Source organism: Proteus sp. FME41, from assembly GCF_014897315.1.
In the GTDB taxonomy this organism is placed as follows: Bacteria; Pseudomonadota; Gammaproteobacteria; order Enterobacterales; family Enterobacteriaceae; genus Proteus.
The window spans coordinates 25687-48533 of sequence record NZ_JABUYL010000024.1 but is presented as its reverse complement, the minus strand read 5'-3'; the positions used below and the strand labels follow the sequence as shown (position 1 = coordinate 48533).

The following is a 22847-nucleotide window of genomic DNA, read 5'->3' as shown; positions in this document are numbered from 1 at the left end:
AAACGACGGCAACAACGGCATTAACAACGGCAACAGAGGCCCAAACGACGGCAACGACGGCATTAACAACAGCAAATGATGCTAAAGCAATAGCAACAGATGCAAAAACAACGGCAACGACTGCCTTAACAACCGCAACAGATGCAAAAAACACAGCAAATACGGCGCTTACTTCGGTTAATGAAGTAAAAACAACCGTAAACGAAGTGAAAACAACAGCTGATACTGCCTTAACAACCGCAACAGATGCAAAAACCACAGCAAATACGGCGCTTACTTCGGTTAATGAGGTAAAAACAACCGTAAACGAAGTGAAAACAACGGCTGATACTGCTTTAACAACTGCAACAGATGCAAAAACCACAGCAAATACGGCGCTTACTTCGGTTAATGAAGTAAAAACAACCGTAAACGAAGTAAAAACAACGGCGAATACGGCATTAATAAATTCAAATGAAGCTAAAACAACGGCAGGAACGGCGTTAACGACAGCTAATAAAGCTCAAGATAGTGCAAATAAGGCACAAACAAGTGCAGATAAAGCACAAGTGAGTGCTGATAATGCGCAATCAACAGCTGTTGATGCTAAAACGATTGCTAATACGGCTAATACTACAGCCAATAACGCATATTACACTTCAAATATTGCCAATAACACGGCAAATGCTGCGAATAATACGGCGAATATTGCTAATAAAACAGCGAATAATGCATGGAATTTAGCAAATCATAATAGTGCACGTATTGATAAACTAGAAAGCCGTATAAATGATTTTGATGACAAAATGAAACGTGGATTTGCGATGTCAGCAGCAACGGCCAATTTATTTCAACCTTATAGTGTTGGTAAATTTAACGTGAGTGCTGCAATGGGTGGATATAATTCTGAAAACGCAATAGCTGTAGGGAGTGGTTATCGTTTTAATGAAAATATAGCAGCTAAAGCCAGTGTTTCTACATCAACATCAAATTCGGGTGATTTAATGTATGGTGCGGGTGTTAACTTTGAGTGGTAATTTAGCTTGATGTATCAATAAAAGGGTTGGCAGAAATATTAGCCAACCTTTTTTATTTAATATAATTGTAAACGCTTATCTCTCTATTTTTGATCTTAACTTATTAAAAACCTATTTAACACACACTAAACGTGTGTTTTTTATTAGGGGAGATTGATTTTCAATTGATGTGTTTTAAGATGCCATATTTTATGGAGAGAAAAGTATGTTAACTGTAATAAAAGCAGAATCTTCACACTATGATGAAATGATTGCAGTTTGGGAATCGTCGGTTAGAGCTACGCATACATTTCTATCCGAAGAGATCATCTTATCGCTTAAAAAAGATATTGTAGAACAGTATTTTCCTATGCTTAATACCTATATTGCGATAGACCATAATAATGTTATTCATGGGATCTTAGGTACAGCAGAAAATAAGTTAGAAATGCTATTTTTTGATGCGAATTCTAGAGGGCATGGTTGCGGTAAATTACTTGCAACTTTCGCGATAAATACACTGCATATTGATGAATTAGATGTAGATGAACAAAATCCTCAAGCAATTGGTTTTTATTTTCATATGGGATTTGAGCAAATAGGGCGTTCTGAGTTAGATGGACAAGGAAATCCTTTTCCATTGTTACATTTAAGATTAAATAAAATAAGTATAAATACTAAATAAAAAAGATGAAAAATATAGAATAGAGAGGAAAGTAAAATATTCTCTCTATTTGTCTGGTGTAAATAATAATTATCCACTTAAATTTGATTTATATCGTGATAATTTCCCCGCTTTAATGAAATAATTTTTTCATAATTAAATGAATCTAACACAACAGTGGAATAGTTATGAAAAAAACATTAATTATTATTTTATCTTTATTTTTACTACCCGCGTGTTCTGAATCACAAGAAAATAAAGTTATTGAGTATTGTATGAATACACTAAATATCTATAGTAACGTGAGCAAAGATCAATGTTTGTGTTTTTATAATGAAGCAAGTGATAAATTTTCTTCAACTGAAATCGATAGAATGGTGAAATCACCACCAATAAAAAAAGACAGTACGCTGACAAGAGAAGGCACAATGTTTTTAACTATTGCTCATTCATCCAAATGCTTTGAATAACGGATATAACTCATAATAAGTGACATCTATCTAATAAAGAATAAGTAGTAAATTAAGTTGCTTATACTGAAGATTGTCATCTCTAAACACAAATACCACAAAATTGATAAACACATCACCATAAATTGAATATATTGTTACTGTGTTTATATACAGTTGGTTGTGAGTTTGTTTTTATTGTGAATTGTGAGGAAATTATGTCAAAGCTTCGCTTATCTTACCCAAAACTCAGTCCTACAGCTTATGCGGGCTTAATTCAATGTAAAACAGCATTAGAAGATAGTTCACTGGATATCACGTTGATTGAGCTTATCTATTTAAGAGTGTCTCAAATTAATGGCTGTGCTTTCTGTTTAGAAATGCACAATAATTCATTGCGTAATCATCATGTTGCTCAAAATAAATTAGATGCACTAAATGGCTGGCAAGTAAGTGAGCGTTTTACTGATAAAGAGCGAGCTGCATTATTATGGGCAGAGGCTGTCAGTAATATTTCAGCAAACAATACGGATGATAATATTTATCAGCAGGTTAAAGCGTATTTTACAGATACAGAAATGAGTGATCTAACATTGGCTATTGGATTAATGAATGCTTTTAATCGTATTGCTGTGAGTTTGCGTCAGTAATTAATATTATTTATATAAATAAGAAGCCCAAATAAAAATAAAGGAAAAAGCGCTGATAGGGCGCTTTTGATTTTGTTTGTTTAATTTTTACCAAAGATATTGCATGAAGGGTAAATAAGTAAAAATTAAAGCAATGAGTATAAATAAGATACGAAATAACGTTTTTTGTGTTTTTACTGTGGCATAGAGCATGACGATAATAATAGCTACGCAGATATACCAGTAAAATGCACCAAAGAAAGCTAAGGCAAAAATAGTATCAATGATAAAGTGGCTTTCACTCATTTTATTTCTCTCTGAAATAAAAATCACCCGCTAAAATATAAGCAGGTGAAGATAGAAGTGATTATAATTTCCAGATAATATGAAACATCGGTTGTAGTGGGTCGCGACTAATTAATACTCGGCCAAAAATATCATCAATATCGGAATCATCGTCAGGCGCAAGTCCAATAATCACTTCACTAAAACGGGCTGATGTAATTGGAAGGCCGACAATAAATTGCCAATCATTACCTAATGGAACCACCTCTGCAGCACCTCTTTCTTCAAATTGCAGATTAAAAAGTAATTGATCGGCAACATCTAAATTATCAGCCGCTTGAGCTAAAAATAAATCATAAGCTTGTTCTAGGGCTTCGTCTTCACTGAGTAAGGTTGGTTGATTCATGGTAATGCCTGTTTAGTATTCCAATAGTTTTTGTGTTGTTTATAGGCTGTTTGCGTATTAAGCAAAATATATTGTTGCCTATCTTTATGATCTTTTGGATTATAACATTTCTGTTATAACAGAGGGCTAAAGAAATAGCAGATACGTTCTAATACACGATTTAAGAAAGGGCGTTTTTCCCACTCTTGTAGCGTCAACTCAGTAGAACGGGCAATATAATCATATTGTACAATGCTTAAATCGCTACCAAAACCTTCATCATCAATAACGACAGTAATTTCAAAGTTTAGCCACAAGCTTCGCATATCAAGATTCACTGAGCCGACCATACTAAGTTGCCCATCAACCATGACGCTTTTGGTATGTAATAAGCCATCCTCAAACTGAAAGACTTTCACACCTGCTTCAAGCATTTCTGTAAAAAATGCACGACTTGCCCAACGTACAAGAAAAGAGTCATTACTACGAGGCACAATAATGCTGACCTCAACGCCTCGCATAGCGGCTGTCGAAATAGCATGAGCAAGATCATCACTAGGTACAAAATAAGGTGTTGTGAGGACTAATTCTTTTCTAGCTGAATAAATGGCCGTAATTAACGATTGTTGAATAAGCTCATCAGGAAAGCCTGGCCCTGATGCGATAACTTGTGTTGTATGCCCGCTTTCTTGTTCACAAGGCATAATATTATCATCAGGAGGAGGGGGTAAATGGCGCTCGCCAGTTTCCATTTCCCAGTCAAAGGCATAAATCATACCTAATGTGGTAGAAACAGGACCTTCCATTCTTACCATAATATCAATCCATTGCCCCACACCTGAATCTTGTTTGAAATAGCGAGGATCAACCATATTCATACTTCCAGTATAAGAAATATAGTTATCAATCAATACGATTTTTCGGTGTTGACGTAAATCCATGCGGCGCAAGAAAAAACGAAACAAATTAACATGCAATGATTCTACAAATTCAATACCTGCTGCTCGCATAACATCAGGGCCTTTGGTTCGAAAGAAGTTCCAACTTCCCGCAGAGTCCACCATGATGCGACATTTTACACCACGCTTAGCGGCGTTGATTAGCGCATCAGTAACTTCATCAACTAAGCCACCTGATTGCCAAATATAAAAGACCATTTCAATATTATTACGAGCATTATTAATATCGCGTGTAATTGAATTTAGTGAATCTTCACACGTCGTTAAAAGCTCAATTTTATTCCCTTTAACACCTTTAATTCCTTGGCGTTTAGCGGTGAGTTGAAAAAGGGGCGTTGCAACATCACTCGTACTCGTAGCAAAAATATGCTTACATTTTCTTAAGTCTTCAAGCCAAGCCACAACGGATGGCCACATTTGCTTTGCATGTTCAACGCGTCGCTTGCCAAGGTGTAATTCACCAAAGGCAAAATAAGCGATGACACCAACTAATGGTAGGATATAGATGATCAGTAACCAGGTCATTGTTGATGTCACAGGACGCCGATGCATCAGGACACGAAAAGTGACCCCAGCAATTAATAGCCAATAGAAGAAAAAGGTTAGCCAACTTAATACAGTATAAAATGTTGTCATAGTAGAGCTATTTTCCGTTGAAAATGAATCGCATGGATAAGCTAAAGGCAATTTACTAAAAATAGTTCATTATTTTTGTTATTTGCCGAATGTTGTTATTAAATCAGGATTATTATCTCTGTCAAATCTCTTTCATAAGAGATAAGCATTAAATAAGCAATAAGATACAACTCTTTATTTATTTTTTCTTTGTGAGAAATGCTCAAAGAATGAATGAAAATCAAGCAAACTATAAATCAGCTCTTGGATCACAAAATGAACGTCTTATAATACATCACTTATTTGAAAAATAGGTGCTGATAGCATGAGACACAGTAGGAATGAAGTTGCACGCTGGCGAATGATGAGGCAAGTATTACGTAAACGTCGCCGATGGTTAGAGGGGCAATCTCGTCGTAATTTCCGAATTTATAAACTACGTAAACTTGATACATCAAAAAAACACAGAGCACTTTTGTTTGTACAACACATAGAATGGAACTCATAAATTCACTTTTTAACAGTTAATATCAATCATTTTGATAAACGTTATTGAATATGATTGCTATTTGCATTTAAACTAGGGGCATTATTTTTTCTTTAGGTGAAATAAGAGACGTTATGCGTTGGAAGCTTTGGGTATTCATATCACTCTGTCTGCATGCCTCACTGGTTGCAGCAGCGATGTTCTATGTTATAGAAGATGAGCCAGTAACACCTGAACCTATCTCTATACAAATGTTGGCATTTGCTGCGCAGGAGCCTGCTGGTGAACCAGAACCTGTGGTTGAAGAAGTCACGCCTCCAGAACCTGAGCCGGTTGTCGAACCCGAACCAGAGCCTGAGCCTATTCCAGATGTGAAACCTGTTATTGAAAAACCGATAGAGAAAAAACCAGAACCGAAACCTAAGCCAAAACCAAAACCGGTAGAGAAACCGAAACCGCCTGTTGAGCGACCACAACCTTTAGTTGTAAATAAAGGCAATGATCTTAAAAATCTTAATCCGACGGCAAAGCCAAGTGATAAAGGTGATGAGAAACCGGTTGCAGTAGCCAGTAGTGGTGAAGGTAAAGTCCCTAATGCGGTACGTCAAGGGTTACCTATATACCCCCCACGCGCGCAAGCTGTGGGGATTGAAGGTTCTGTCAAAGTGCGTTTTGATGTTGATGCTGATGGACGAGTCGATAATGTGGAAATTATTTCGGCTGATCCAAAAAATGTCTTTGAGCGAGATGTTAAAAGGGCAATGCGCCAATGGCGTTATGAAAAAATTCCTTATAAAGGAAAAATTGCGATTATTGAATTTAAATTAACAGGGATATCAGCAAGCTAATTTTGATAAAAATTAGTAGATATAGCTAAAAAAGCAATATCGACATTTGATACCAGATAAATAAAAGGCACTTTAATCAGTGCCTTTTTAGTATTTAATTTTTAATGTTTTCACGCTATTCGTTGTAATCGAATTGTCGTAATGGCGTTTTATTCCATTGTACTTGTTAGCGTGAAGTGGGCTTTACCTTCAGGTAATCGGCGCGCTGAGTTGTTCTCATCAACGGCAACGTAGGTAAATACTGCCTCTGTTGCTCGATAACGTTGGCCGACAGGTTCTGTGGCGACTTTCTTAACCCAGACTTCAATATTAACAGTAATTGAAGAGTTACCTGTTTTTAAGCAACGCGCATAGCAACAAACGACATCGCCAACAGCAACCGGTTTAAGAAAGGTAATGCCCGTTACACTTACAGTAACGACACGACCTAACGCAATTTCTTTCGCTAAAATTGCACCACCAATGTCCATTTGAGACATTAACCAGCCACCGAAAATATCACCATTGGCGTTAGTATCAGCAGGCATGGCAAGGGTGCGTAAAACGAGCTCACCGTTAGGCAAAGATTGTTGTTCAGTCATGGGATATAAAGTATCTGTAAATAATGTTGAAACCAAAGAGATGTTTCTCGTCATACTTCAAGCTGTAGCGTGACTCGTCGTACTTCAAGTTGCAGTGTTGTTGACTGCGTTCATTCGCATGAGTCACATACTATTGTATGCTCCTAGCGACTTACTCACTTGTCGCCTAGCTACGCTTGAGTTATTTAGAGCACACATCTCCCAATAAAATAAAAATAATTATTCAGATTTTGAATGCGCATCGTGTGACGTTGGTTTAGAGGCTTGTTTTGTCATACCATCTGATAATTCATGTTCATCATTTTGTGTTACTTCATCTTCAGCGTGTTCTTCTGGTAAACGGTTATTCCAGATATACACCACACTGGCGATCGTAAAGATGAAGGTCAAAATAGTTAAGCCAAAGACTTTAAAATTAACCCAAGTCTCTTCGGGTAAAGAGAATGCCACGTAAATATTACCTACCGCACAAGCAAAAAAGAAAATAACCCAAGCTATATTTACTTTTTTCCAGTTAGCTGGTGGCATGGCAAGTTCTTTACCTAACATTCTTTCCATTAATGTTTTTGGCGTAAATAACTGCATACCAATTAATACAACGGCAAAAATGGCATAAATAGCAGTGACTTTCCATTTAATAAAATCAGCAGAATGGAAGAAAATAGTTAATGAGCCAAAAATAGTGACAACCACGGCGGTAATGAGGGGGGCTTTCTCAACTTTATGGAAAATAAGCCATGTTAAGCCGACAGAGATCCACGTCGCGACAATTAATGCACCTGAAGCATAGAAAATATCTTGCCATTTATAGAAGATAAAAAAGACTAATAGTGGAGCGAAATCAAGTAATTGCTTAAGCCAGCCATTTTTCATAACAGATAGGAACCTATGTAATTAAATTCATAAACGTGGCTATTCTAATGCAAAGTGACAGAAAATGGGTAAACAATTGCATATCTTTAACTATGGCACGTTAAATTACACAACAAGTGTTATTTTTATCTGAAATAACTCAATGAAAAATCAACATAATTGTATTTATGTCAAATTTAAATTAAAGCTTAAGTAATGGAAGAGGATTTAAATATTACTCTAGTATATGATTCAGTAACTCATCAACATTACCGCCACTTTTTGATGAATGCATAAATAAAAAAGTATTTCTGATAAGAGGAAATCAATGAACGGAAAAAGAATAATAAAATGGATGCCAGGATTAGGCTTATTGTTTAATTATAAGCGTAAATACTTTGGTTATGATTTAAAAGCAGGGCTTTCTGTTGCTGCGGTTGCATTGCCTGTCGCAATTGCTTATACCGAATTATTAGGGATTAACGCTATTGTTGGGTTATATGCCTGTATTCTTCCCATGATTATTTATGCTTTATTTGGTACGTCTCGCCAATTAATAACAGGGCCTGATGCAGCAACGTGTGCGGTTATTGCGGCGGTTGTTATTCCATTATCGGCAGGGGATGAGAATACGCGGTGGCAATTAGCCATTATTATGACGGCAATGACGGGTTTTTGGTGTATTTTAGCCAGCCATTTTCGATTAGGTGCTTTTACTGATTTTCTTTCGCGTCCTATTCTTCAAGGACTTTTAAATGGGGTTGCGATCACCATTATGGTGGGGCAAATTAGCAAAGTATTTGGGTTTGATACTTCCCCTGAGCATTTAATTGAAAAATTAATTGAAGTCCCATTTCGATTAATGGATGCCCATTTACCCACGGTATTAATGTCGGCGATAACATTAGCGTTACTATTAGGTATTCGTTATTTTCGTAGCCGATGGCCAGCGCCTTTAATTGCCATGGTTGTGATGACTTATCTCAGTTGGCAATTTGATTTAGTCAGTTATGGCATTGCTATTGTGAATAAAGACGCAGGCAATGTTGATCTGTTTTTACCTGTTGTATCCATGAGTGGATTTCATCCCGGTGTATTACGAGAACTATTGGTTCCATCCATAAACTTGGCTGTCATTAGCTTTGTCAGTTTTATGATGACGGCTCGTAGTTTTGCTAGCAAAAATGGCTATGATGTTGATGCAGACCAAGAGTTAAAAGCATTAGGTATTGCCAACATTGCGGCAGCGCTTTCTCAAGGATTTGCGGTAAGTGCGGCAAGTAGCCGTACCGCAGTCAATGATTCTGTTGGTGGTAAAACGCAATTAGTTTCCATTATTGCTGCACTGGTTATTTTGCTAGTGCTATTATTTATGACCGATTTTCTTGCTTATATTCCATTATCATCACTGGGAATTGTGTTGATCGTCTCTTCATGGTCATTGCTGAGTATTCGTCATATTTGGTCTTATCGTAAACGTAATAAGCAAGCATTTACATTGGCATCATTTACATTATTAGCCGTGTTATTGGCAGGACTAATTAACGGTATCGGCTTTGCTGTTTTATTAGGTTTGTTACAGTTTTTACGTATTGTTTTTCGCCCAAGCGATCAGTTATTAGGTATTGATGAACAGGGTATGGTTCACTCAATGAATAAAGATAATGGTATTGAACCTATTGATGGCCTAATGATGTACCGTTTTAATTCACCACTGACTTATTTTAATGTGGGTTATTTTAAAAAACGGGTGCTTCAACTTGTTGATAGCGCGCCTCAACGACCTGCATGGTTAGCGGTAGATGCTGCCGTAAGCTTTACCTATGATGATGTCAGCGTATTTGCGGCCATTGATGAACTAATACGAGAATTGCGAATAAAAGGCGTTAAATTGGTTTTAGCAGGACGCAGAACCGAATTAAATCGCTGGATTGAACGTAATAAGATTTCACTCAATGAAGATGACTTGATTATCGCGCCCGACCTTTATTTTGTGATCCGACTTTATCAAAGCCGCCAGCAGATCAAAGAAAAACAGAAAGAAGCAAGAAAAGAGGCATTAAAACAAGAAGCAGAGGATAACGACGCGTTGATATCAGAAGTGCCGACAGAGGGACAGACATCAACACCTTAAATATTCTAGTCATTTTTACGAGTAGTGCTGAGTAAAAAGTAAAATCCCGTGATAAGTGGTTAACTTATACACGGGATTTTTTATTGGTAAATTCTATGGGGAGCTATGTTTTGAGTAAATTAGCGCGTTTGTTGTGTTGTGTATTTGTTCTCAACCAACATAAATAAGCGAAACAAGTAAATAATCAACCAAGCTGAAGCCATATTTTTCAGGAGATAGAATAAGAAATTATGAATAATATCGGGTAATTGAACGGTAAGGTTGCCCACAAAACCAATACCAAACTGCAATAAAATCCAAATGCCTAAAGCAGGAATAAGTGAGCCAGATTCACTAAACCCAACTTTCCAACCTAAACGTATTGCACTTCCCATATTTTGTTGGCGCACTAAAACAACCGGTGCTAATGCAAAACCGATGAGTAAGATGATGCCAGGAATAATCATCACCATAAAACCGGCGCTAATTAAAATAGAGCATAGGACAATCAGTAAAAACATTTTTGGTAAGCGAGGTAAACAGGCATTAAATGTTTGACCTAGGGTGACATTGTGACCTGTAGAGATCGCCATAGTGAACATCAATAAGGTTAGAACTAAGATGCTTTGCTGTAGTGTTTCAAATGCATACAGTGATAACACTTTTTTGGCGATACCCACGACACTGTTTGACATTGCTTCTAATTCAGCAGGAGAAGTAGAAGAAAGCTGTGTATTTTTAAAATTAGCCACAAATTCAATCATCAATTGATACTCTTGAGGATTAGGGCCAATTAAGACATGAACTATCGCTAAAATAATAGCAAGGATAGCGGAAAGGGTAACAATGCTACGTCGTTCATTCTTATAAAAATTCAGACTGTCTCGGTAGATTGTGCGTGCCGTGGTAGGCATGAAACTGCTCCTATAAAAATAGACTAAGTCAATGCGCGCTATTGTACCTTCTACAACAACAAAAAGGGATATTTTCTCTTACTTCTCTTATTTGGTTTTTTTCTTGCTATGGATCATCAAAATATCCTTAGTATTTAAAACAAAACAAACATTATATTAACATAAAAATAACTTAATTTTTTAATACCTCTTTTTAGGATGTTTTTTATTCAAAAAATATTACTAAGAATAAATTTAATTATAAGAAAAAATTGTATTAATGGGTAATTTGATGTGGATCAATTATAAATAATCGCATTGATAAATAATAAAAAGAGAAATAACACTTTCTGCAAAAATAATTCCAAAGTTGTGATCGGCATTAGATCATAATTATCAATAAATGGTTATATTTTTAGCGGAGATTTTACTTATTACAGGAATGGGTTAAATAATGAAAAAACTTTCTGCGCTTATTTTAGCGGCTGCAACTCTTGCGCCTTCTATTTCTTTTGCTCACCAAGCGGGTGATTTTTTATTCCGTGCGGGTACTGCAACGGTTCGCCCTAATGCAGGTTCTGATAATGTATTAGATATCGGACATTTCAAGGCTAATAATAATACTCAACTAGGTTTAACCTTCGGGTATATGATTACTGATAATATTGGTGTGGAATTATTAGCAGCTACTCCTTTTGAGCATAAAGTTTCATTAACAAACTTTGGTGAAATTGCGACTATTAAACATTTACCACCAACATTAATGGCACAATATTACTTCGGTAGTGCAGAAGATAAACTACGTCCTTATTTAGGTGCGGGTCTTAACTTTACGACTTTCTTTGATGAAAAATTCAATTCAGCGGGTAAAGGCGCAGGTTTATCAGACTTGGATCTTAAGGATTCATGGGGCTTTGCGGCACAAGTAGGTTTAGATTATAACCTCGATAAAAACTGGATGCTGAATGCATCTGTTTGGTGGATGAATATCGAAACTGATGTTAAATTCCGTGATAGTACAGGTGAAAAACATTCAATTGATACACGCTTAGATCCGTTTGTATTTATGTTTGGTGTGGGTTACCGTTTCTAATTATTCTTTCTTTAAAAGAATATCGCATAATGAAAAGGCGGAGTTTATCTCCGCTTTTTTTATGTTTTAAATTCACAAGATAACTTTCTTTTTTAGATTATCAAAAGATACTGTTTTATTATTAATACTTAAAATAAGAGTTATTTTAAAATAGTCTTAAATAGATAAAGATGTATTTAAAAAGAAACATTTAATATTTAAATATCTTTTAAGTTGCATTTAATATGCATTTTAATGTTTAGCTATAAATAAATTAAAAATTATTTATTTCTATTTATTAATAATAAATAGCATTGTAATTGATAAAACAGGGTATTTTATAGGTGCATTTAAAATGCATCTTTATATTTCATTTTAGTAAAACTACTTTATTTATCAATAGATAAATAAAAGTAACAAAGGAATAACAGGGGCTAATAAAGTGTTGTACTAACAATAACTGGATGATTGGTTTTTGAACGCGAAATGATTAAAAATCCTTTTGTTTTGTTCTTTTTTATGTACTTTTCTTCGTGCGGTATAAAAATAGACTATTTTTGATTAATTTGGTTTTTTACAAAACTTGATCTGCTTAATGGTAGCCATGAACAATGGGAACAAACTTATAAACGAAAAAAGACCACCGAAGTGGTCTAAAAAGTAAAGCTAAAGGAAGACTAGAATAAAAAGGGGATCAGCGAACAACCATTGAGTTGATAACGCCTTTTACGCCTGTAACTTTGCGTGTTGCTTCAATGGCTCGATTAGCATCCGCTTGAGAAGAGACAAAACCACTTAGTTGAACTTTACCTTTAAAAGTCTCAACGCTAATTTGTGTTGAATTAAGCTTTTTTTCACCGATTAGTGCTGTTTTAACTTTGGTGGTGATCACGGAGTCATCAAAATAACCCCCAGTACCTTCTGACGTTGCAGTTGGAGAACATGCAGACAACGTAAATGCCATCAGTAATGCCGCCATGACAGCGGAGATTTTTGCCCATAGTTTCATTATCAAACTCCTTATACATTGCGTAATTGATTGAGTATTTTTGAAAAGAAAACATAAAGCGCTTTATAAAGTATGTGCAAAAAATAAAATATTGCCAAATTTTTATAGGTATTGATTATGTTACTTTAAATGGAGAAAGAAGAGGGATTGCGCCATTTCATGCGGGCTAAGCCCCAAAACGGGCCTCCAAAAGCGTGAGTCAATAAATGATGAATTAAGAGTAATCCGCTTAGAAAAATAGCAAACTATTCTCCTAAAGCGGATTGATTACGATAGTTAAGAGAGTGTAGCCGCTTTCATTTCTTTAACAAACTGAGTGAGTGCTTTTAGCATCACTTCAGGCTGATGGAGATTTTTCTCAATAATTTGAACTACCGCAGAGCCTGAAATTGCCCCAGCGGCGCCATTGGCAATTGCTTCTTTGACTTGTTTAGGTTCTGAAATACCAAACCCTTGTAATGCAGGTGGTGCATTATGCGTTTTTAGTTTGTCAGTAAGATGCGTCAGTGATTGTTCAGCACGTTTATCTGTACCCGTTACACCGGCTCTTGAGAGTAAATAGGTATAACCTTTGCCTGAGGTGGCTAATTCTTGTAAAAGCTCATCATCAGCATTAGGTGGGCAAATAAAGATAGGGCTGATATTGGCTCTTTGTGCTGCTTCACGAAATTCTTTTGATTCACGCAAAGGTACATCACCAATTAAGACGGAATCCACACCTGCTTGCTCGCATTTACTATAAAAATTGTCAATGCCATTACTAAATACAAGGTTGGCATAAACTAATAATCCAATCGGAATATTAGGGTGTTTTTTACGTACATTGGTTAAAAGAGCAAAGCAATCAGTGGGGGTTACACCGACATCAAGCGCCCGTAAGTTAGCGCCTTGAATAGTTGGGCCATCGGCAAGGGGATCGGAAAATGGAATACCAATTTCTAATGCATCTGCGCCACCTTCAATTAAGGCATCAATAATGCGTAATGACAGCTCAGGAGAAGGATCACCTAATGTTACAAAGGGAACAAATGCACCTTGTTGTTTTTGTGCTAATGCATTAAAGCAGTTTTGATAACGGCTCATTAGATTTCTCCTCTTGCTGCTAAAATATCGTTTACAGTAAAAATGTCTTTATCGCCACGGCCTGATAAGTTCACAATCAGTAATTGTTCTTTGTCTGGATTTTGTGCAATTAATTTAAGTGCGTAAGCTAGAGCATGAGAAGATTCTAATGCTGGAATAATTCCTTCACGGCGAGAAAGTGCTTTAAATGCTTCTATTGCTTCATCATCTGTAACAGATACATAATCGGCACGTCCAATGCTATTTAAATGTGCGTGTTGTGGCCCTACAGATGGAAAATCAAGACCCGCAGAAATGGAATAAGATTCTTCAATTTGTCCTTCATCCGTTTGCATAATGGGGGATTTCATCCCAAAATAGATCCCTAATTTACCGTGTTTGAGGGGGGCGCCATGTTCACCTGTTTCAATACCTTTCCCCGCAGGTTCAACACCAATCAGTTGTACTGATGTTTCAGGAATAAATGAAGCAAATAACCCGATGGCATTTGAACCACCACCAATACAAGCAATAGCTGCATCGGGTAGACGACCTTCACGATCTAGGATCTGCGCTTTAGCTTCATCACCAATCATACGTTGGAATTCACGTACAATTGTTGGGTAAGGGTGAGGGCCTGCGGCGGTTCCTAGTAAATAGTGAGCACGGTCGTAACAACCAGACCAGTCGCGTAATGCCTCATTACAGGCATCTTTTAAGGTAGATGAACCACTATGAACGGGAATAACTTCAGCACCCATTAAACGCATACGAAAAACGTTAGGGGATTGACGTTCAACGTCTTTTGCACCCATATAAACACGACATTTCATATTAAGTAGTGCACAGGCTAAAGCAGTGGCCACACCATGTTGACCCGCGCCCGTTTCTGCAATTATTTCGGTTTTGCCCATACGTTTTGCCAGTAATGCTTGACCTAAGACTTGGTTAGTTTTATGAGCGCCACCATGCAGTAAATCTTCGCGCTTTAGGTATAAACGAGTTCGCGTGCCTTCTGTTAAATTACGGCAAAGCGTTAATGCCGTTGGTCTACCTGCATAATTTTTTAATAAATCTTGGAATTCTTGCTGAAATGAAGGATCGTTTTGTGCATCAATAAAAGCTTGTTCGAGTTGATCCAATGCAGGAATTAAGATTTCAGGTACATATTGGCCACCAAATTCGCCAAAGTAGGGGTTAAGTTTTCTCATTGTGATGTCATCCTGTTTAAAATTTTATCTTTATGAAATGTAGTTTCGCTGTAATTGTGCAAAGACTTGGTTTAGACGTTGTGCATCTTTTATGCCTGGGGCGGATTCTACGCCAGAGTTAAAATCAAGCCCGATACAGCCTGTTTTAACGGCATCTAAGCAATTTTCACTGTTAAGGCCGCCTGCAAGTAATGCTTTTTCGCGTAATGTATTTGGAATTTTTTGCCAATTAAACGTTGTTCCTGTTCCGCCTTTACCGTTATCAAGTACATATTTATTAACGTGTGAAACGGGAGAAATATCACTGTGGATTGCCATATTTATTGCTTGCCAAATCTCACAGCTAGGTTGAATTTTTTGTCTAAGTTGCTCAATAAACTGAGCATCTTCTTGCCCATGCAATTGAATAGCAGATAAATTAAGTTTTTCAGCATACTCACAAATAAGTGTAATGGGTTGATTTTGAAAAACACCTACAAACGCTAAAGGGGCTTGTGTTATCAACTCCTGTGCTTGTGACAATGTCACTTTACGCGGGGATTTTTCTGCAAAAATCAATCCTGCATAATAAGCACCGGCTTGATAAACCGCTTTTACATCTTGTGTACGCGTTAATCCGCACACTTTATGCTTTCCAAAAACGAGTGCTCTTACCGCTTGGTCAATATTGTCTTGTGACATTAAGGCGCTACCTACCAGAAAACCATTAGCATATTGGCTTAACTCTTGGACTTGCTGGTGGGTATGAATACCAGACTCGCTGATCACGATTGCATCTCTAGGTAATCCTTGGCTTAATTGCTGAGTACGCGCTAAATCAATAGAGAGATCACGCAAATCGCGATTATTAATACCAATAACTCTGGCATCAAGCTTAATTGCCCGTTGGCGCTCTTCTTCTGTGCTGACTTCGGTTAATACGCCCATATTTAATTGATGAGCAACTGCCGACAGTGCACGATATTGATCATCATTTAAGACAGAGAGCATTAATAAAATGGCATCTGCTTGATAAAAACGTGCTAAATAGATTTGGTATTCATCAATAATAAAATCTTTGCACAAAATGGGCTGATGTACGGCTTGGCTGACTTGACGTACATAATCGAAGCTCCCTTGAAAATACTTTTCATCGGTTAATACTGAGATTGCCGCCGCATAAGGCTGATAAATTTTTGCAATGGTAACGGGATCAAAATCAGCGCGAATTAATCCTTTTGAGGGTGATGCTTTTTTACACTCTAAAATAAAAACAGTATTAGGCTGTGTTAATGCCTGATAAAACGATCGCGTTGAAGGCACTAACTGATGCACAAATTCTGATAACGGTTGGTTTGCTTTACGTGCAATCAGATATTCAGCTTTATCTTTTACAATGGCGTTTAATACAGTCATGTTTTTATCCTCTTGCCGCTAATGCAGTGACACGATTTATTGCTTTACCGCTATAAATGGCGTGCATAGCAACTTCAGTATTTATTTTTAAATCTTCTTGCCCATGTAAACGCATTAATAAAGCGACATTAGCGGCGACTGATTCGGTATGTGCTCTTTTTCCTTCACCTTGTAGTAAGTCCGCCAATAATTGACGGTTAACTTCAGGTGTCCCACCTTCCAAATCAGCCATTGCACAAGGGCGAAGACCAAAATCACTGGGTGTGAGTTCATAACGTGTAATTTCACCATTACGTAACTCAGCAACTTGAGTGGGCGCATGTAACGACACTTCATCCATACCACCACTGTGTACTACGGCGGCACGTTCATACCCCAATACTTTTAGTGTATCTGCAATAGGCATCAATAATTCAGGGCTATACACACCAATTAATGCTAATGGCGGGCGAGCAGGATTAATCAAAGGGCCTAATACATTAAATAAGGTGCGTGTTTTCAGTTGTTGGCGCACAGGGGCTGCAAAACGAAAACCACTGTGATATTGAGGCGCAAATAAAAAGCATAAGCCCACTTCATCGAGTAATTGACGTGCATCATCAGCACTTCGGTCTAACGGAATACCAAATGCCGCTAATAAGTCGGAAGAACCAGAGCGGCTAGATACACTGCGGTTGCCGTGTTTGGCAACTTTAATACCGACTTCTGCCGCCACGAATGCACTTGCGGTTGAAATATTAATGCTATTTGCACCGTCCCCCCCTGTTCCTACGATATCGCAGAAAGTGTAATCAGGGCGCGGAAATGGCAGGGCATTTTCAAGTAATGCACGTGCAGCACCCGCGATTTCCTGTGGATGTTCGCCGCGCATTTTCATGCTGATTAAAACGGCGGCTAATTGTGATTCTGTTAATTCACCGCGAATAATGGCACTAAACAGGGTTTGGCTTTCTTCTAATGTTAACTGTTGTGCGCTAAATAATTTGTTGAAGATAGTGTCCATTTTATGCGTCTCCTTCAGGTGTTAATGCCCATGCGATTGTTTGTGCCAAAAGTTGTGCGCCTTTTGTGGTTAAAATTGATTCTGGGTGAAACTGAAAACCACAAGTTTTATGTTGACGGTGACGCACCGCCATAACAGTGTTATCGCACCACGCATTGATAATAAGTTGTTCTGGGACGTGTTCTCCTGAAAGCGAATGATAACGAGCAACGGGTAAAGGGTTAGGTAAATTTACAAACATTTCGCTGTTATCATGTTCAGCTAATGTTGCCTTGCCGTGTAAGATCTCTCCGCATGAAGAAACTTTACCACCGTAAGCTTCAATAATGGCTTGATGACCTAAGCAAATACCAATCACAGGTAATGTGCCTAATACTCGTTTTAGCAGTTCAGGCATGCAACCTGCTTGTGATGGTGCGCCTGGCCCCGGAGATAACAGTAAAATAGGGTTATCGAGTTCACGCAATTTTTGCTCAATAAAATCAGCAGTGACACTATTGCGATAAATCACGACATTATTACCAAGGCTACGAAGCTGATCGACAAGGTTGTACGTAAAAGAGTCGATATTATCGAGAAGTAAGATAGTCGCCATTAGCAAGCCTCCTGTATTTGATTATCGGTATGAGCTTGTAAAATGGCATTGATAACCGCTTGTGATTTATTGCGGGTCTCTTCCGCTTCCATTTTTGGATCAGAATCGAGCACAATTCCAGCACCGACTTGAATTGTCGCAATATTATTTTCAACATAGGCTGAGCGAATAACTATGCAAGTATCGAAATCACCATCACCCGTGAAATAACCAATGGCACCACCATAACTGCCACGTTTGGTTTTCTCATAACGTGCAATCAGTTGCATGGCACTGACTTTAGGGGCTCCCGAAAGCGTTCCCATATTCATACAGGCTTGGTAAGCATGGAAAATATCTAAATCATCACGTAATTTTCCAACCACTCTTGAGACTAAGTGCATCACAAAAGCATAACGATCAACTTTTGTTAACTCTGCAACATAACGGCTACCCGCTTGGCAAATACGCGCTAAATCATTACGGGCCAAATCGACTAGCATTATGTGCTCTGAAAGTTCTTTGGTATCAGTGCGCATTTCAAGTTCAATTCGACTATCTAAATCTGCATTAATCGAACCATCCGCATTACGTCCTCTAGGGCGAGTTCCTGCAATGGGATAGATTTCAATTTGGCGATCACTGGCTTGATATTTCAATGCACTTTCTGGTGATGCGCCAAAGACAGTAAATAAAGCATCTTGCATATAGAACAAATAAGGACTTGGATTTTTCTCTTTTAACACCTGATAAGCAGCAAGAGGTGAAGGACAAGCAACCTGAAAACGACGAGACGGAACCACTTGGAAAATATCACCACGACGAATATAGGCTTTCATTGCCTCAACAATATCGCCGTAACCTTTATCATCCATATTGCCGTGTATTGTTGATTCTTTGGCTGTTAACGTTTTGCGTACTGGACGTTTTAAGGGGAGCTTAGCCAATGCCAGCAGTTGTGTTTGCCGTGAAGAAAGGCGCTGACATTCTGTTTTATCATCAGTAAATGCAATGGAAACTAACTGGCTATCTTGATTTTGATGGTCGATCACGATTAATTGTTCAGCTAAATAAAAACAGTAATCCGGGCATGAAAAGACACTCTCTAACTCAGGAATGGGCTCAAATCCACTCACTAAGTCATAAGCAAATAAACCGCCAACAAAGATGAAATGTGCATCTTTGGTATTTTTATCACCCAGAAAGAAGCGCAATGCATCAAATACGCTGGCTGATTTTAATTTACTTTCTTCATCAATCTCTTGTGTTGGGGCTGAAAAGGTAAAAACACATTGGTTATCGCTATCTAGCATTAAATCGGCTTTTTCTTTTAGTGCGATTTTTAAAGCGGGTAATAGCGCTTGACCATTAATACTTAATGCATCAATGGTGACTTGATTTTTTACTGCACTGATACGCAAAGCACTATCAACAATTAATAAGCTTTTTAAATTTGCTTTAGTATCAACTTGTGCAGATTCTAACAATAATGTGTGATAACGATCTTCACATAATGTATTGAAAAGCAAAGTAGGTTCGCTGTGATAAGGCAGTGGCGTTGCCTTGATATTAAATGAGAATGCAAGTGATGTATTCATTGTTATCGCTCTATATTATTTTCTTTATTTACTGTTTTTTATGCATAAAAAAACCCGCATAGGCGGGTTTTAGATATCACTGACGTTAAGTCGGAGATCAAACCGCCCATAAAAGAGTATTGCGCCACCAAAGAGCGATAAGATGTTGATTGATATTCATAAGATCTCCTTACAGCTAACGACAGATAAATAGAGAGCGAACTAGCTCGTGTTGCGTACTAGTAAACTGGATTGCGTTAGGTTCGTCAAGTACTTTATGGCATACTCTTTAAAAATTATTATCTTGCTAAGGTGAAAAGGGAGAAGTGATGACTGAAGGGCTATCTGATTTAAGAGTGATTTATGATTTACACAGCCACACTACTGCGTCAGATGGCGAGCTTTCACCAGAAGAGTTGGTTGATAGGGCAATAGAGCGTCAAATTAATGTGTTAGCAATAACGGATCACGATACCACTGCAGCAATTGCTTCAGCTAATCATTACATTGCAGAAAAAAATCTACCTCTTACCCTGATATCAGGTGTCGAAATATCAACTTTGTGGGAGAATATAGAAATCCATATTGTTGGATTGAATATTGATATCGACCATAACGCCATGAAAACACTACTTTCATCACAAAGCCAATGTCGCGAAACGCGTGCGATAATGATAGGTGAGCGGCTAGAAAAAGCGGGCATCCCAAAGGCATTTGACGGCGCTAAGGCGTTAGCATTGGGTGGACAAATAACGCGAGGGCATTTTGCTCGTTTTTTAGTAAATGACGGACATGTTGCTTCAGTGAATAAAGTGTTTAAACGTTACTTAGCGAAAGGCAAAACAGGCTACGTACCGCCACAGTGGTGCTCAATTAGTGACGCTGTCACGGCGATTCATGCTGCGGGGGGAGTTGCTGTGTTAGCACACCCAGGTCGATATGGTCTATCCTCTAAATGGTTAAAACGATTAACGCTTTACTTTAAACAACAAGGTGGTGATGCAATCGAAGTGGCACAATGCCAACAACCACCACAAGAACGGGAACAACACGCAGCATTAGCGCAACTTTATGCGCTAAAAGCTTCGTTAGGTTCTGATTTTCATCGTCCTTGCTCGTGGATAGAGTTGGGACGTAATTTATGGTTACCCGGTGGCGTTGAACCAGTTTGGTCGCTATGGCAGGAGTAACATCAGAAATTCGTTGAGGGATGTATGAGCCAACTTTTTTATATTCACCCTGATAACCCGCAGGCTCGTTTAATTGAACAAAGTGCTGATATTTTACGCAAAGGCGGAGTGGTGATTTATCCAACAGATTCTGGCTATGCTATTGGCTGTTGTCTAGAAAACAAAGATGCAATGACGCGAATTTGTCGTATTCGCCAATTAGATAAAAACCATAATTTTACATTGATGTGTCGTGATTTATCCGAAATTGCGACTTACGCTCATGTTGATAATGTGGTATTTCGTTTAATTAAAAATAATACCCCAGGTAACTACACTTTTATCTTAAAAGCGACTAAAGATGTGCCTAAGCGTTTGATGAATGATAAACGTAAAACAATTGGCTTGCGTGTTCCTTCTAACCCTATTGCATTAGCGTTGTTAGAAAACATAGGTGAACCACTGATGTCAACAAGTTTGATTTTACCTGGAAATGATTTTGCAGAGTCTGATCCTGAAGAAATCAATGACTTATTAAGTAAACAAGTTGATTTAGTGGTCCACGGTGGTTACTTAGGACAAAAACCAACAACAGTGATTGATTTAACTGAAGATAGCCCAGTCATTGTGCGTGAAGGTACGGGTGATATTACGCCATTTCAGTAAGCGATTTAATTCATTGCACTCAATGTCGATGAAATAGACCTATAGTGAAGAATTTATCGCAAGATAAAGAGATAAAAGGTGAAGGGATTTATTGCTTGTGTTAAATTTATACATTGCGATAAAAATCACGGTGTCCGTTTTTAAAATCGGTTATAGCAACGAGCATTTTCGTTAACCTTAAGCCACAAATTAAGTGGCACGATGTCATCACCTTTGTTTTATCGACACTATTTATCACAATGTTGATATGAAAACTATCAACATTGTTCACTATTGAATCAATAAACCTGTGTTTATTTATCATTTTAATAAACATGGGCCATTTTTACTTAATTGATTTTTAAAAATTAATTCTATTTTTATGACGCCTGTGAAGGCGACACATGAGGTTGTTTCATGAGCGATAAATCGCAACATACTGAAAAATTACAAAAAATTCTTGCCCGTTCTGGTCACGGTTCTCGTCGTGAAATTGAAGGCTACCTTCAAGAAGGACGTATTAGTATTGATGGTACAAAAGCAAAATTAGGTGATCGTATCGATGTCACCACAACAGCAAAAATCCGCTTAGATGGCCGTGTTTTAAATATTCGTGAAGCACAAAAAGATGTTTGTCGTGTGCTGGCTTACTACAAACCTGAAGGTGAATTGTGTACTCGCAGTGATCCACAAGGCCGTCCTACCGTTTTCCAACGTCTTCCTCGTCTTAATAGTGCTCGCTGGATTGCAGTGGGTCGTCTTGATGTCAATACCAGTGGATTATTGTTATTTACAACAGATGGCGAATTAGCAAACCGTTTAATGCACCCAAGTCGTGAAGTTGAACGTGAATATGCAGTACGTGTTTTTGGTGAAATTGATGATGCAAAAATTCGTCAATTAACTCGCGGTGTACAGTTGGAAGATGGTCCAGCGTCATTCCGTTCTGTTTCTTATCGTGGCGGTGAAGGGATTAACCAATGGTACAACGTTTCACTGACGGAAGGTCGTAACCGTGAGGTTCGCCGTATGTGGGAAGCGGTGGGTGTTCAGGTTAGTCGTCTTATTCGTGTTCGTTATGGCGATATTGATTTACCAAAAGGCTTACCTCGTGGTGGCTGGGTTGAACTTGGATTAAATCAAATTAACTACTTACGCCAGTTAGTTGAATTAAATGATGAAACAGTGACAAAAGTTGCGGTAGAAAAAGACCAGCGTCGTATTAAAGCGAATCAAATTCGTCGTGCGGTTAAACGTCATACCAAAATCTCAGAACGCACTTCAACATCACCTGCGAAAAGAGCAACAAGTCGTCGCCAATCTGCAGGAAATAAAAAATAGTTATCGAATAATTATTTATTATTTTAAATTAAAT

21 protein-coding genes and 2 pseudogenes are annotated in these 22847 nt (G+C 37.9%); 11 read left to right on the top strand and 12 right to left on the bottom strand.

Annotated features, from left to right (window positions below):
• The 4 genes from INT04_RS16975 to INT04_RS16960 all read left to right on the top strand — a co-directional run.
• Positions 1-1016 (top strand): YadA C-terminal domain-containing protein (locus INT04_RS16975; protein WP_193017282.1); only part of this gene is annotated, 1016 nt, incomplete at its 5' end.
• A gap of 205 nt (positions 1017-1221) precedes the next feature.
• The gene (locus tag INT04_RS16970) at positions 1222-1680 is read left to right on the top strand and encodes a GNAT family N-acetyltransferase (RefSeq protein ID WP_193017281.1); all 459 of its coding nucleotides are present in this window, start codon (positions 1222-1224) and stop codon (positions 1678-1680) included.
• A gap of 167 nt (positions 1681-1847) precedes the next feature.
• Positions 1848-2129: a hypothetical protein gene (locus INT04_RS16965; protein ID WP_193017280.1), complete on the top strand. Its 282-nt coding sequence runs from the start codon at positions 1848-1850 to the stop codon at positions 2127-2129.
• Between the two features lie 197 nt (positions 2130-2326).
• The gene (locus INT04_RS16960) at positions 2327-2758 is read left to right on the top strand and encodes a carboxymuconolactone decarboxylase family protein (RefSeq protein WP_193017279.1); all 432 of its coding nucleotides are present in this window, start codon (positions 2327-2329) and stop codon (positions 2756-2758) included.
• A gap of 87 nt (positions 2759-2845) precedes the next feature.
• Here INT04_RS16960 and INT04_RS16955 read toward each other — a convergent pair whose 3' ends face one another.
• The 3 genes from INT04_RS16955 to cls all read right to left on the bottom strand — a co-directional run bounded on the left by INT04_RS16955 (position 2846) and on the right by cls (position 5002).
• Positions 2846-3043 (bottom strand): hypothetical protein, encoded by a 198-nt coding sequence (locus tag INT04_RS16955; RefSeq protein ID WP_193017278.1) that lies wholly within the window; start codon positions 3041-3043, stop codon positions 2846-2848.
• Between the two features lie 61 nt (positions 3044-3104).
• On the bottom strand, positions 3105-3434 hold the full coding sequence (locus tag INT04_RS16950) for an HI1450 family dsDNA-mimic protein (RefSeq protein ID WP_413465753.1): 330 nt from the start codon (positions 3432-3434) through the stop codon (positions 3105-3107).
• A gap of 107 nt (positions 3435-3541) precedes the next feature.
• Entirely contained in the window at positions 3542-5002 is a 1461-nt protein-coding gene (gene cls / locus INT04_RS16945; RefSeq protein WP_193017276.1) for a cardiolipin synthase, read from the bottom strand.
• Between the two features lie 304 nt (positions 5003-5306).
• On the opposite strand from cls, the gene INT04_RS16940 reads away from it, so the two are divergent.
• Positions 5307-5489 (top strand): YciY family protein, encoded by a 183-nt coding sequence (locus INT04_RS16940; protein WP_109408740.1) that lies wholly within the window; start codon positions 5307-5309, stop codon positions 5487-5489.
• Positions 5490-5602: 113 nt separating this feature from the next.
• Complete coding sequence (gene tonB, locus INT04_RS16935; RefSeq protein WP_193017275.1) at positions 5603-6316, top strand: TonB system transport protein TonB; 714 nt, start codon at positions 5603-5605, stop codon at positions 6314-6316.
• Between the two features lie 149 nt (positions 6317-6465).
• On the opposite strand, the gene yciA is transcribed toward tonB, so the two are convergent.
• Positions 6466-6897 carry an acyl-CoA thioester hydrolase YciA gene (yciA, locus tag INT04_RS16930; protein WP_006536988.1) on the bottom strand — a complete coding sequence of 144 codons (432 nt, stop codon included), beginning with the start codon at positions 6895-6897 and terminating at the stop codon, positions 6466-6468.
• Positions 6898-7224: 327 nt separating this feature from the next.
• A pseudogene (locus tag INT04_RS16925) lies at positions 7225-7770 on the bottom strand (septation protein A); the annotation flags it as partial.
• A 307-nt stretch (positions 7771-8077) separates the two neighbouring features.
• On the opposite strand from INT04_RS16925, the gene INT04_RS16920 reads away from it, so the two are divergent.
• Positions 8078-9883, top strand: coding sequence for a SulP family inorganic anion transporter (locus INT04_RS16920; RefSeq protein ID WP_226894154.1), 1806 nt, complete (start codon positions 8078-8080; stop codon positions 9881-9883).
• 119 nt (positions 9884-10002) lie between these two features.
• Here INT04_RS16920 and INT04_RS16915 read toward each other — a convergent pair whose 3' ends face one another.
• On the bottom strand, positions 10003-10776 hold the full coding sequence (locus tag INT04_RS16915; RefSeq protein ID WP_193017273.1) for a YciC family protein: 774 nt from the start codon (positions 10774-10776) through the stop codon (positions 10003-10005).
• A 433-nt stretch (positions 10777-11209) separates the two neighbouring features.
• Here INT04_RS16915 and ompW point away from each other — a divergent pair, with 433 nt between their 5' ends.
• Positions 11210-11848, top strand: a complete 639-nt coding sequence (ompW, locus tag INT04_RS16910) for an outer membrane protein OmpW (protein WP_193017272.1) — start codon at positions 11210-11212, stop codon at positions 11846-11848.
• Between the two features lie 673 nt (positions 11849-12521).
• Here ompW and INT04_RS16905 read toward each other — a convergent pair.
• The 6 genes and pseudogenes from INT04_RS16905 to INT04_RS16875 all read right to left on the bottom strand — a co-directional run bounded on the left by INT04_RS16905 (position 12522) and on the right by INT04_RS16875 (position 19679).
• A complete protein-coding gene (locus tag INT04_RS16905; RefSeq protein WP_193017271.1) occupies positions 12522-12836 on the bottom strand; it encodes a BON domain-containing protein in 315 nt (104 codons plus the stop codon).
• Between the two features lie 276 nt (positions 12837-13112).
• A complete protein-coding gene (gene trpA, locus INT04_RS16900; RefSeq protein WP_193017270.1) occupies positions 13113-13919 on the bottom strand; it encodes a tryptophan synthase subunit alpha in 807 nt (268 codons plus the stop codon).
• Entirely contained in the window at positions 13919-15109 is a 1191-nt protein-coding gene (gene trpB, locus INT04_RS16895) for a tryptophan synthase subunit beta (RefSeq protein WP_193017269.1), read from the bottom strand. The genes trpA and trpB overlap by 1 nt, the downstream gene beginning before the upstream one ends.
• 30 nt (positions 15110-15139) lie before the next feature.
• A complete protein-coding gene (gene trpCF / locus INT04_RS16890; RefSeq protein WP_193017268.1) occupies positions 15140-16504 on the bottom strand; it encodes a bifunctional indole-3-glycerol-phosphate synthase TrpC/phosphoribosylanthranilate isomerase TrpF in 1365 nt (454 codons plus the stop codon).
• Positions 16505-16508: 4 nt separating this feature from the next.
• Positions 16509-18102 (bottom strand): annotated as a pseudogene (trpD, locus tag INT04_RS19375) (bifunctional anthranilate synthase glutamate amidotransferase component TrpG/anthranilate phosphoribosyltransferase TrpD).
• The gene (locus tag INT04_RS16875; protein WP_193017265.1) at positions 18102-19679 is read right to left on the bottom strand and encodes an anthranilate synthase component 1; all 1578 of its coding nucleotides are present in this window, start codon (positions 19677-19679) and stop codon (positions 18102-18104) included. Before INT04_RS16875 ends, trpD begins: the two are co-directional and overlap by 1 nt.
• Positions 19680-19987: 308 nt before the next feature.
• Here INT04_RS16875 and rnm point away from each other — a divergent pair, with 308 nt between their 5' ends.
• The 3 genes from rnm (at position 19988) to rluB (ending at position 22813) form a co-directional block, all read left to right on the top strand.
• The gene (rnm, locus tag INT04_RS16870; protein ID WP_193017264.1) at positions 19988-20848 is read left to right on the top strand and encodes an RNase RNM; all 861 of its coding nucleotides are present in this window, start codon (positions 19988-19990) and stop codon (positions 20846-20848) included.
• Between the two features lie 24 nt (positions 20849-20872).
• Positions 20873-21493, top strand: coding sequence for an L-threonylcarbamoyladenylate synthase (locus INT04_RS16865; RefSeq protein WP_193017263.1), 621 nt, complete (start codon positions 20873-20875; stop codon positions 21491-21493).
• 396 nt (positions 21494-21889) lie between these two features.
• On the top strand, positions 21890-22813 hold the full coding sequence (gene rluB / locus INT04_RS16860) for a 23S rRNA pseudouridine(2605) synthase RluB (protein ID WP_193017262.1): 924 nt from the start codon (positions 21890-21892) through the stop codon (positions 22811-22813).
• Positions 22814-22847 lie beyond the last annotated feature (34 nt).